Raw genomic sequence first — 12,933 nt, 5'->3', positions numbered from 1 at the left:
CATCAATCAACCAAAAAAATATAAAATGTTTAAAAATTATATAAAAATAGCGTTTCGAAATCTTCTTAAAAATAAGGTTTTTACGTTGCTTAATATTTTCGGTTTAACGATTGCTTTTTGTGTCGCTATCCTTTTAGCTATTGGTGCTTATGATACTTTAGGTAAAGATCAATTTCATAAACAAAAAGAAAATCTTTATCAAGTGTATACAACAGTACAATCATTAAAAGGTCCTCAAGTAGGGCAATCTATGCCTGCACCTTTTGCACCAACTTTAAAAAAAGAAGTACAAAGTGTTTCAAAAATTACAAGACATTATGAGGATAATTTATTAGCTACTTATAATGAAAAAACACTTCAAATGGACGTATCTTATGTAGATGCTCCTTTTTTAGAGATGTTTACTTTTCCTGTTTTTAAAGGAGAAAAAAATCCACTTCATAAAATAAAAACTGTAGCTATAACAAAAAAGGCTGCAAAATTACTTTTAGATACTGAAGATGTAATTGGAAAAACGATAGTTTTAGATATTGCAGGAACTGCAAAACCATTCGTGATTGCTTCTGTTTTAGAAGATTCAGTTAGTGCAAATTCACTAAACTTTCAACTTTTAGTAAATTTTGAAAATAGCCCTAATTATAAAAGAAATATAGATAGATGGAATGCAAGTTATCATTCTGTATTTTTACAATTGGTTAATAATACTTCTCTTTCACAGTTTGAAGAATCAACAAGAGCATTTACTAAAAAAAATTATAGTGGAGATGATGAAAGGCTAGAAAGAGATGGTGTAGCTAAAGATGCAAATGGTCAATACAGGCAATTGAGATTAACTCCTTTTGTAGATCGAACATTTACAACTTACAAAAATGGAATTATAGAAGCAGATCGAACAATGCCTTACCTAGTATTAGCAATTGCCTTGTTAATTCTATTTATTGCTAGTGTCAATTTTATAAATATGACTGTTGCAAAAAGTGCTAAACGTCTTCAAGAAATTGGGATGCGCAAAACACTAGGAGCGTCAAGAAAACAAATTTTTATACAACTCTGGTTAGAGAGTGTATTTATATTTTCTATCTCTATACTATTAGGTACACTTTTAGGAAACGCATTACTTAATGATTTTCAAACGTTATTTAGAACAGCAGGTACTTTTGCAACTTTAGTAAAACCAAATATTATTTTAGGAGTTCTATTAGTGTTAGTATCAATTACTTTAATTGCTGGTGGTTATCCTTCTTATTTATTAAGCAAATTAGGAACGTTAACTGCTTTAAAAGGAAAAATGGATGTAAGTTCTGGAACTCGTTTAAGAAATTCGCTTATTGTAATTCAATTCGGAATCGCTATTTTATTAATTAGTGGTACAATTGTCTTAAATAATCAAATTGATTTTTTAAGACAAAAAGATTTAGGTTTTAATAAGGACAATGTGGTTTCTATACCTTTTAACGGAAAATTAGATAGTAAAACTGTGTTACGTAGATTAAGAAGTCAATTGCAAAATCAACCAGAAATTATAAGTATAACAGCAGCTGATAACAATTTAGGTAGAGGAAAAGATGGAAGTGGTTATACAAGTGTATCTGGTTTTGATTATGAAGGGAGAAGCATTAGTACACATAGTTTAACAGTAGGTTATGACTATGTTGAAACATTGGGTATGGAAATGGTTGCAGGTAGGAATTTTAGTAGAGATCGTGCATCAGACAGTCTTTCTATGGTTATTAATGAAACTTTAGCTAAAGAATATGGAAAAGAAAATCCACTTGAAATAAGTATTTCTTTTGATAATGGTGTTCGTTACAATGTTATTGGAGTTGTTAAAGATTACAATTTTAGAAATCTTAAAGAAAATGTAGAACCTTTAACAATGTATTTAAATAATAATTCAGATTATTTATACGCATTTGTTAAAGTTGATGCTAAAAATGCCATTGCTGCTTTTGATAAAATTGAAGCTGCTTGGAAGTCTATAAACCCAGATGCTACTTTTCTGGGAACTTTTTTAGATGAAAATATAGACAGAACGTTAAGACGTGAAAAAATAATGACTACCATTATAACAAGTGGTTCTATAGTGGCTATAATATTAAGTTGTATTGGCTTGTTTGCTATTTCATTGCTGATGGTAAATCAGAGAACTAAAGAAATAGGAGTTCGTAAAATTGTTGGAGCGAGTGTATTTGGGCTCGCAAGCTTATTGGTAAAAGATTTTCTAAAATTAGTAGCCTTAGCTTTTTTAATTGCAACTCCAATAGCTTGGTATATGAGTTTTCAGTGGCTTCAAGACTATCCTTACAGAATCAGTTTGAATTTAGGTCTGTTTTTCTTGGCAGGTTGCATAGCTGTGTGCATAGCTATGGTAACCATAAGTTTTAAAACGTTACAAGCAGCACTGCAAAATCCAGTAGATTCTTTACGATCAGAATAAAAAATCATCAATCAAAAAAATATAAAAATGTTTAAAAATTATTTAAAAATAGCTTGGAGAAATCTTTTAAAGAATAAAGTGTATTCTCTTATAAATATAGCTGGTTTAGCTATAGGAATGACTGCCACTATTTTAATTGCCCTTTGGATATTCGATGAGTTAGATAGAGATAATAATTTTGATAATAAGGCCACAATTGCACAAGTGTATCAACATCAAACTATAAATGGAAGAACAGGCACAGGACCTGCAATTCCTAGACCTTTAGAGTTTGCGCTACGTAAAGATTATGGAGACAACTTTAAGCATTTAATAATGTCTTCTTGGAATCAGTCCAGATATTTACAATTTGGAGATATTAACTTGAGTTTTAGTGGAAATTTTATGCAGCAAGGTGTTGCAGATATGTTGCAATTGAACATTGTAAAAGGTGATAAAGACGGATTAAAAGATAAAAGCTCAATATTAATTTCTGAATCTACAGCTAAAGCTTTATTTAATAAACAAAACCCAATAGGTAAAATTGTAAAGTTAGACAACAGAGATAATTTTTCTGTGGTTGCTGTTTATGAAGATTTACCAGAAAGTTCTTCTTTTTCTGATACACGTTTCATTGCGCATTGGGATTTTTATTTAGCCTCTCAAGGTTGGATAGAAAATTCTAAAACACGATGGGGTAACAACTCCTTCCAAATGTTTGCTCAAATTAACGACAATACAACAATGGAAGGTGTTACTGCAAAAATAATTGATGTTAAAAAGAAAGCTTCTCCAAACGAAGTAGAATTTAATCCACAGATATTTTTATTACCAATGAAGGATTGGTACTTACGTTCTAATTTTGAAAATGGTGTACAAACAGGTGGTAGAATAGAGAATGTATGGTTATTTGGAATTATTGGTGCTTTTGTGTTATTGTTGGCGTGCATCAACTTTGTAAATTTAAGTACTGCAAGATCAGAAAAAAGAGCTTTAGAGGTTGGTATAAGAAAATCTATTGGTTCTAAAAGAGGACAGTTGGTATCTCAATTTTTAAGCGAATCTTTTCTTATTGTAGTTTTAGCTTTTGTTGTTGCAGTTGGATTAACCTTATTGTTTTTAAATGGTTTTAATGAACTGGCAATGAAAGAAATTACTTTTCCTTGGTTGAAAGGAAAGTTTTGGTTGGCTTCATTTGTTTTTATTATCATCACATCTGTTTTAGCAGGAAGTTATCCAGCCTTATACCTATCCTCTTTCAACCCTGTAACTGTGTTAAAAGGTACTTTTAAAGTGGGGCGTTATTCATCCTTACCAAGAAAAATATTAGTTGTGGGTCAATTTTCGGTATCTGTTGCCTTGATTATTGGAACTTTGGTGGTAATCAATCAAATTGATTTTGCAAAAAATAGACCTGTAGGTTACAATAAAGAAGGATTAATACAAATACCGACATTTAGTTCAGATTTTACTGGAAAAGCAGAAACCATAAGAACCCAGTTTTTAGCTTCTGGAGCAGCTGTTGAAATGGCAACTACAAGCAGCCCAACCACACAAGTTTGGTCTAACAGAAGTGGCTACATTTGGGATGGCAAGCCAGAAGGTTTTCAAGAAGATTTTGCACACACTTCTGTGTCATATGATTTCGTAGAAGCTTTGGGTTTAAAAATTATTGAAGGTAGAGCCTTCTCTAGAGATTTTCCCTCAGATTCTACAGCCGTAATTTTAAATAAGACTGCTGTAGATTATATGGGAATCACTGATCCTATTGGAAAATTTATTAGAGATGATAGCGAAAATGATCCTGCACCACCTTTGAAAATTATTGGAGTGATTGATGATATGATTGTGCAATCACCTTACACACCTGTAAAACAAGCAATGTATGTTTTTGATGCTTATGGAAACTTCAGTTACTTTAATGTAAGATTGAATCCAGAAAAAAGCACAAGTGCAAACCTTGAAATTATAGAGCGAGTTTTTAAAGAAAACTTTCCAAATCTTCCTTTTATTTATCAGTTTGTTGATGAACAATATGGACGAAAATTCAGATCCCAAGAAAGAGTGGCAAACTTATCACAAGTATTTACCATACTTGCCATTTTTATCAGCTGTTTAGGGTTATTTGGATTAGCCTCTTTTGTGGCAGAACAACGTACCAAAGAAATAGGAGTTCGTAAAACTTTAGGAGCATCTGTAAGCCAACTTTGGATGTTACTATCCAAAGATTTCTTAAAACTAGTATTCATTTCACTTATAGTAGGTTCACCTATAGCATATTATATGATGACCAAATGGTTACAAAAATTCCCATACAGAACAGATATTTCTTGGTCAGTTTTTGTAATGGCTTGTTCAGGCGCAATTGTTATTACGTTGCTTACAGTTAGTTATCAGGCTATAAAATCAGCAACAACAAACCCTGTAGATTCTTTACGAACAGAATAGATTTCATCAACCAGAAAACAACAAATATGTATAGAAATTATATAAAAATAGCAATCAGGAATTTATTTAAAAATAAGGTGTATTCACTTATTAATATTTCTGGTTTAGCCATTGGTATTACTACAACTCTTATGATTGGTTTATGGATTAATGATGAGTTAAGTTATAATAATCATTTTGAAAATAAAGCTACAATTGCACAAGTTTTACAAAATGGGACTTACAATGGTAATACAGAAACAGGAACTGCAATTCCAAGGCCTTTGGAATTTTCTTTGCGTAAGGATTACAATGATAATTTTAAATATGTAGTTATGTCTTCTTGGACATTACCTAGATATCTAGAATATGGAGAAAAAAATCTAAACTTTCAAGGTAATTATATGCAAAAAGATGCTCCAGAAATGTTGAATTTGGAAATTATTGCTGGAATTAAAAATGGAATAGATGACCAAAAGTCAATTATGATTTCTGAATCTACTGCTAAAGCGTTGTTTGATGATGAAAATCCAATTGGTAAAATTGTAACCCTAAATAGTACTGATGATGTATCTGTAAGCGCTGTTTATAAAGATATACCAAGTAACAATAGTTTTTCTGATTTAGAATATTTGGCTTCTTGGGATTTTTTCTTGGCGACAAATAAATATGCAGAAAATGCAAAAACGCAATGGGCAAATGACTCTTTTCAATTATTTGTCGAAATAAATGAAAACATAACTATGGATGCAGTTACATCAAAAATTATTGATGTAAAAAAATTAGCATCCACAGATGAAGCAGCATTGGACCCTCAACTATTTTTATTCCCAATGAAAGATTGGTACTTGCGAAATAATTTTGAAGGGGGAAAACAAGTTGGAGGAAGAATTGAGAATGTCTGGACGTTTGGAATTATTGGTGCTTTTGTGTTGCTTTTGGCGTGTATCAATTTTGTAAATTTAAGCACTGCAAGATCAGAAAAAAGAGCCATTGAAGTGGGAATTCGTAAATCGATTGGTTCAAAAAGAAGTCAATTAATTTCGCAATTTTTAAGTGAATCTTTCTTAATTGTGTTCTTATCATTTGTATTATCAATTGGGTTAGTGTTATTGTTTTTAAACGGCTTTAATAATTTGGCGAGTAAAGAAATTGTGTTCCCTTGGTATAATAAAAGTTTTTGGCTAGTTTCCTTAATTTTTATTGCAATTACTTCATTATTATCAGGTAGTTATCCAGCTTTATTTTTATCGGCTTTCAATCCAGTAACTGTGTTGAAAGGAACTTTTAAAACTGGACGAAATTCTTCTTTACCAAGAAAAATATTGGTTGTAAGTCAATTTACAGTATCAGTAGCATTAATAATTGGGACTATTGTTGTAATGAATCAAATTGATTTTGCAAAAAACAGACCTACAGGCTACAACAAAGAAGGGCTGATACAAATACCTGTAATGTCATCAGAATTTAAAGGAAAAAGAGATGTAATGCGCAACCAATTCATAGCTTCTGGAGCAGTAACAGAAATGGCAGGTACAAGTAGCCCAATGACCGAGATTTGGTCTAGTAGAAGTGGTTATACTTGGGATGGAAAACCTGATGGGTTTCAAGAAGAATTTGCACAAACTTCTGTTTCTTACGAATTTGCAGAAACGTTAGGGTTAAAAATAATAGAAGGCAGAGGTTTTTCTCGTGAATTTCCATCAGATTCTACAGCAGTGATTCTCAATAAATCTGCTGTTGCATATATGGGATTAGAAAATCCAGCAGATAAATATTTAAGAGATAAATATAATGCTGTTTCTTTAAAAATAATTGGAGTAATTGATGATATTATTATACAATCTCCTTATTCGCCAGTAAAGCCATCTATATATTTATTTGAAAAAGGAAATTATGTTAATTACTACAATATAAGAATGAATCCAACCAAAAGTGTTGCAGATAATTTAGCGATTATTAAAAGCACTTTTAAAGCAAATTTTCCAAACTTACCTTTTGTTTATCAATTTGTTGACGAGCAATATGGACAAAAATTTAGAGCAGAAGAAAGAATTGCAAGTCTTTCTAAAGTATTTACTTTATTAGCCATTTTTATTAGTTGTTTAGGTTTATTTGGGTTGGCATCTTTTGTGGCAGAACAACGTACAAAAGAAATTGGAGTTCGTAAAACTTTGGGTGCTTCAGTAAGCCAATTATGGATGTTATTGTCAAAAGATTTCTTAAAACTAGTGGTAATTTCTTTAACTATAGGTTCTCCAATTGCTTATTTATTGATGACCAAGTGGTTGCAGAAATTTCCATATAGAACTGATATTTCTTGGACTGTTTTTGTGCTGGCTTGTTCAGGAGCAATTATCATAACTATCATAACTGTGAGTTATCAAGCTATAAAATCAGCGACATCTAACCCTGTAGATTCTTTACGAACAGAATAAAAAATAAAATATGTTTAAACACTATTTCAAAATATCAATAAGAAGTTTAATAAAGAATAAAACATATTCTTTAATTAATGTATTTGGGCTTACAGTTGCAATGGTGTGTTTTATTTTTATAGCATTGTACGTGAAATTTGAATTGAGCTATGATAAGCATCATCATAACATAGATAATATATATAGAGTACTAAACAACGAAACTGAATTCGAATCAGAGGCTAAAGATGTTTACATAGCGTCACCAATGCCATTATTTAATAGATTACAAAAGGATTTTCCTGAAGTTGAAGAAATAACAACAATGGCTACTAAAGAAGCAACTCTTGGCAGCAATGAAGAGTTATTTCTAGCAAATGGACTTTTTTCAGATGAAAATTTATTTGACATTTTCGATATTGAGTTAATTTCTGGGCAAGACAAAAAAGCTTTAAAAGACCAGAGCTCTATTTTATTGACACAAACTACTGCAAAAAGAATTTTTGGAAAAGAGGTTGCTATAGGCAAAACAGTTTCTTTCAATAATAAAAATGCGTTAATAGTAAAGGGTATAATTGCTGATGCACCCAAAAATCAACATTTTAAATATGATTTTATAGCATCAAGAAATCTTTATCCAAATTACGAGAGAGATGTTAATGATTGGTTTAGTTGTGAACAAGCTGGTTATATTCTGTTAAAAGAAGGGCAAGATTATAAAGCTCTAGAGGATAAAATGATAAAGTATGAAAAGGTCTTAAAACCTGCTTACAAAAATGCAGGATTTAGTTTTTTTCCAAAATTTACGTTGCAGCCAGCAAAAGATATTCATTTATATTCAAATTTAGATGATGAGTTTGAAATAAATAGTAATATAAACTACATCTACTTTTTTTCTTTTATTGGATTTATTATTCTGCTTTTGGCAGCCATCAATTACGTTAATTTAGCAATATCAAGATATACAGAAAAATCAAAAGAAGTAGGCATTCATAAAGTGCTTGGAGCCAAAAAAGGCAACTTAATTTTTAAGTATGTTAATGAGTCTATAATACTTACAGTGTTAAGTTTCTTTGTGGCAATTTTACTTGTAGTTGCATTACTTCCATTATTTAACCAGTTTTTGGGTAAAGAAATCGTATTAAACTTTATTGATGATGCTTGGTTTCTTATGTTAATGTTTTTAACTGCACTGTTAATTGGTGTCATTTCAGGAATTTATCCCGCATTTTTTTTAGCAAAAATAAACTTGGTAAAATCGTTAAAAGGTAATGTATGGCAATTTAAAGGCAGACAATTTTCACTTAAAGATGTATTAGTAATTGGTCAATTTATTGTGGCAATAGGTTTGATAATAAGTAGTTTTGTAGTATATAAACAACACAATTTCTTAACCAAAAAAGAGCTTGGATATACCAAACAAAATATACTTTATATGCCATACAAGCAAAAAGGATTGATGGCTAAAAAAGATTTAATTCGTAACGAACTGCTAAAACACCCTAATATTACTCAAGTTTCTATAAGTTCTCAATTGCCAATTAATATTACAAGCAATGGTCCTGTAGAAAATTGGGAAGGAAACTATCAAAAAAAATCAATGAATTTTTACAGATCTTATGTTGATTATGATTTTATAGATCTTGTTGATATAGAAATGGTTCAAGGTAGGTCTTTTTCTAAAAACTATGCTACAGATTTTAAAGACGCTTACCTTATAAACGAAGCAGCAATGAAAAAACTAGGATGGAAAACTGCTGTCGGAAAAGAGTTTTTTCGCGGAAATGTGATTGGCGTTGTAAAAGATTTTCACTTTCAGTCATTGAGTTCAGAAATACAACCACTTTTTATGACAATTAGAAAAGATGAAGATACCTACAAAGGAAATATAATTGTTAAAACCAACGAATCTGACTTCACTAACACAAAATTGTTTGTAGAAAAAACAATGAAATCTATTGTTTCATCAGAATATATAGAAGTGAATTCTTTGGAGGATACTTATAATTATTTTTATGAAGCAGAAAGTAAGTTGGGATATGTATTTAATATATTTGCGTTCATCGCTATTTTTATAGCAGGTATGGGATTATTTGGCTTGGTTTCTTTTCATATTGTAAAAAGAACCAAAGAAATAGGAATACGAAAAATATTAGGATCTACATCAATCCATATATTATGGATATTATCAAAAGAGTTTATCAAACTCATCGCTATTGCCTTATTAATCGCAATACCAATAGCTTATTATTCAATGAGTAATTGGCTCCAAAATTATGCCTATCGTATAGAAATAAATATTGCTATCTTTTTGTTGGTGGGTGCAATTGTACTTGTAATATCACTTCTTACTATTTTGATAAAGGCCTATAAAGTAACTATTTCAAACCCTGTTAATGCTTTGCGAACCGAGTAAAAAACTAATCAATGTTTAAAAATTATATAAAAATTTCATTTAGAAATCTTTGGAAGAACAGAACGCTTTCACTTTTAAATTTAATAGGTTTAAGTATTGGGATTTCTAGTGTATTAACATTACTGTTTTCAGTATATGCCTATTATATTGCTGATGAACCTATACCCAATAAAGATCAAATTATTTATTTAAAAACCGTTTTAAAGAATGGTGATGATTACAATGAAGCTCCATATCCAATGATGGAAAAAGTCTTGAGCACAATTCCTTCAATTGAAGCTGGAACTCATATGCACAGTTGGGGAAATATTTGGTTGGAAAATGATGGTGAAAATTTTCAACACAGAACAGATTATGTAGATTCAGAATTTTTTACTGTTTTTGATTTACCACTGAAATATGGAAATTCAGCAACCGCTTTAAATCAAAAAAACTCCATAATTTTAACAGACAAAGTAAGTCAGCAAATTTATGGAGATATCAATCCTGTTGGGAAAACCTTAATTGGTGCAGATTCTCTAAATTTAAGAGTAACTGGAGTTTTAGAGTCTATAAGCCCATATTCCTCATTAAGACTTGGTGTGGTTTTACCAAATACATTACTTGAAAATAATGCTTCTTTTCAAAAACAAAATAATTGGGGAAATAGTTTCTCACCAGTGTATTTTAAAATAAATCCCGATGTTGATACATCAACATTGAAAATCCAAATTGAGGCATTAGTACAAGAGCATTATACAGATCCAACTGTCATAGATCGAATGGAGATTATACCATTTACAGAACTGCGTACAGATGCTATTCCAGTAGTAGATATTATTATTAGTAGTTCTATTGTAGCATCATTTTTTATCTTACTCATTATATTAGTAAATCTTTTAAACTTAAATACTTCTACAATGTTAAGTAGAACCAAAACTATTGCCATTAGAAAAGTATTGGGGAGCAGTAAAAAGAGCGTGATTTTTCAATATCTCACTGAAAATGGAATGTTGGTAATGATATCAATATTAGTGTCAGCTATTCTATTTTTAGGAATCAATTTACCTAGATTAAATGATACTTTTGGACCTGAATTTGGTAGAATTTCATTTGATATCACAAGAGATTATCCTGTAGTGATAGGTATAGTTATTGTTGGTGTTTTATCCACTATAATGGTTTCTATATTTCCAAGTTTACGTTTCATAAAAATTCCAGTAACACTTGGCATAAAAGGTAAAATTAATCAAGTAAAAAGTAATTTTTTATTACGTAACTCGTTCATCATTCTTCAATTTAGTATTGCTATTTTATGTATTTGTGTCTCTATTATTTTAAATAGGCAAATCAGCTATATGAAAAATGCTGATTTGGGTTTTGATCGTACAAATGTTTTGGTTGGGAATATCGATTTGGATTACGAGAATATAGATGTGGCAAAATCAAAGTTCAATGCTTTATTGAATGATTTAGAAGCTAGTCCTTATGTAAAAAGTGTGGCTACAAGTCAGTCTATTCCATCAGACTATAATTTCAATTACTCACCCTATTATGATCCAGAAAAGAGTTTAGATGTTAGAATGAGACGTTCTTATGCAGACCATAATTATTTTAACAGCTTACAAGTTCCTATAATTGAAGGGAGAAATTTTGATAGAAATTTAGATCAACCAGACGAATATCCTGTAATTATTAATGAAGCTGCAATGAGAGCTTTTGGCTGGAATTCAATTAAAGGGAAAAGACTAAAATTTAAAGGAAGTAATTTTGTGGGTATGCCAATTATTGGCTTGGTAAAAGATTTTCATTATCAAGATTTACAGAATAGAATTGAGCCTTTAGTGCATATTTATAGAGAAAAAGAGGCTTTAGCAAATCATCGATTTTTAACGGTGAGTGTTGTGGAAGGTCAAGAAGCTTATGTAGAGAATTTAATTACTACTGCTTTTGAATCTATTCTATCAAGAAAACGATATGTACAAGAACGATTAACAGATAAAGTTAGTGGTCAGTATCGATTGATTGAAGGTATTTTACAATCTGTAAACATTACTGCTATTTTAGCAATTTTTATTTCTTGTCTTGGCTTATTTGGTCTAATTTCTTTTACAGTAAAACGTAAAGTAAAAGAAATTGGTGTGCGTAAAGTATTAGGAGCAAGTATTTCTAGAATTGTAATATTACTCTCTAAAGATTATATCATTTTAGTAGGTATTGCTGCAATCGTCGCTTTTCCTTTAGCAGGATATTTAATGAATTCGTGGTTAAACAGTTTTGCATTTAGTATTTCCATTCAATGGTGGATGTTTGCTTTAGCAGGGATCATAGCATTAATTATCACTTCATTTACTTTAGGTATTAGAGTTGTCAGAGCTGCAATTGCCAATCCTGTACATAGTTTAAAAACAGAATAATTTTACAATAGTTTTATTTAAAGGTGTTCGTTTATGAACAAAATCTGTACCAAAAACGAACACCTTTAAATAATATTTATTATGTAAGTATTTGATATTTAGCATATTGAATTTGTGGCATCATCTTCACTATACTTTTAAGTAGTACAAGTAGAAATAATGTAAGAATTAATCAAAAAATAATGAGCACTTTAGTTAACATACAACAAGCTTCAAGAACCATAAAATCTGGGGGAAATTCCATCAATTTATTAGATAGTATTGATTTAAAAGTAAATGAAGGAGATTTCATTTCTTTAATGGGGCCTTCTGGTTCAGGGAAATCTACCTTGTTAAACTGTATAGGAATGTTAGATAATTTTACAGAAGGAAATTATACCTTTTTAGATGAGCCTGTGCATAAAATGAAAGAAAAAAACCGAGTAAAATTATATCAAGAATATATAGGTTTTGTATTTCAAGCTTATCATTTAATTGATGAATTAACAGTAGAGGAAAATATTGAAACGCCTTTATTATATAAAAATGTAAAATCTAAAGAACGCAAAGCTTTAGTAGCAGATATGCTAGATAGATTTAATATTGTTGGGAAAAAGAAATTATTTCCAGAACAATTAAGTGGAGGTCAGCAACAATTGGTGGGTATTGCAAGAGCTTTAGTAGCAACTCCCAAATTAATTTTGGCTGATGAACCTACAGGGAACTTAAATTCAAAACAGAGTCAAGAAATTATGGAACTTTTCGCAAAGTTAAATAATGAAGGAGTTACCATTATTCAAGCTACACATTCAGAAGAAAATGCTTCTTACGGTTCTCGAATTGTAAATTTATTAGATGGCAGCATTGTAAAATCTTAAAAGT

The 12,933-nt window shown here is 30.4% G+C and carries 6 protein-coding genes; all 6 read left to right on the top strand.

Features of this window, described 5'->3' with window-relative positions:
* Window positions 1-25: 25 nt before the first annotated feature.
* The 6 genes from BTO18_RS08935 to BTO18_RS08910 all read left to right on the top strand — a co-directional run bounded on the left by BTO18_RS08935 (window position 26) and on the right by BTO18_RS08910 (window position 12,929).
* A complete protein-coding gene (locus BTO18_RS08935; protein ID WP_105015888.1) occupies window positions 26-2,437 on the top strand; it encodes an ABC transporter permease in 2,412 nt (803 codons plus the stop codon).
* 27 nt (window positions 2,438-2,464) lie between these two features.
* Window positions 2,465-4,864: an ABC transporter permease gene (locus BTO18_RS08930; protein WP_105015887.1), complete on the top strand. Its 2,400-nt coding sequence runs from the start codon at window positions 2,465-2,467 to the stop codon at window positions 4,862-4,864.
* Window positions 4,865-4,890: 26 nt separating this feature from the next.
* Window positions 4,891-7,281 carry an ABC transporter permease gene (locus BTO18_RS08925; protein WP_105015886.1) on the top strand — a complete coding sequence of 797 codons (2,391 nt, stop codon included), beginning with the start codon at window positions 4,891-4,893 and terminating at the stop codon, window positions 7,279-7,281.
* 10 nt (window positions 7,282-7,291) lie between these two features.
* Complete coding sequence (locus BTO18_RS08920) at window positions 7,292-9,676, top strand: ABC transporter permease (RefSeq protein WP_105015885.1); 2,385 nt, start codon at window positions 7,292-7,294, stop codon at window positions 9,674-9,676.
* 11 nt (window positions 9,677-9,687) lie between these two features.
* Window positions 9,688-12,072, top strand: coding sequence for an ABC transporter permease (locus BTO18_RS08915; RefSeq protein ID WP_105015884.1), 2,385 nt, complete (start codon window positions 9,688-9,690; stop codon window positions 12,070-12,072).
* A 182-nt stretch (window positions 12,073-12,254) separates the two neighbouring features.
* Window positions 12,255-12,929: an ABC transporter ATP-binding protein gene (locus BTO18_RS08910; RefSeq protein ID WP_105015883.1), complete on the top strand. Its 675-nt coding sequence runs from the start codon at window positions 12,255-12,257 to the stop codon at window positions 12,927-12,929.
* Window positions 12,930-12,933 lie beyond the last annotated feature (4 nt).

This window comes from Polaribacter porphyrae (assembly GCF_002954685.1).
Classification (GTDB): Bacteria; Bacteroidota; Bacteroidia; order Flavobacteriales; family Flavobacteriaceae; genus Polaribacter; species Polaribacter porphyrae.
This window is presented reverse-complemented; position numbering and strand designations above follow the sequence as displayed.

What these genes read in the sequence shown, in the direction of transcription:
- BTO18_RS08915 (WP_105015884.1), top strand. Translation starts at nt 9,688, where the DNA reads ATGTTTAAAAATTATATAAAAATTTCATTTAGAAATCTTTGGAAGAAC.
- BTO18_RS08925 (WP_105015886.1), top strand. Translation starts at nt 4,891, where the DNA reads ATGTATAGAAATTATATAAAAATAGCAATCAGGAATTTATTTAAAAAT.
- BTO18_RS08935 (WP_105015888.1), top strand. Translation starts at nt 26, where the DNA reads ATGTTTAAAAATTATATAAAAATAGCGTTTCGAAATCTTCTTAAAAAT.
- BTO18_RS08930 (WP_105015887.1), top strand. Translation starts at nt 2,465, where the DNA reads ATGTTTAAAAATTATTTAAAAATAGCTTGGAGAAATCTTTTAAAGAAT.
- BTO18_RS08910 (WP_105015883.1), top strand. Translation starts at nt 12,255, where the DNA reads ATGAGCACTTTAGTTAACATACAACAAGCTTCAAGAACCATAAAATCT.
- BTO18_RS08920 (WP_105015885.1), top strand. Translation starts at nt 7,292, where the DNA reads ATGTTTAAACACTATTTCAAAATATCAATAAGAAGTTTAATAAAGAAT.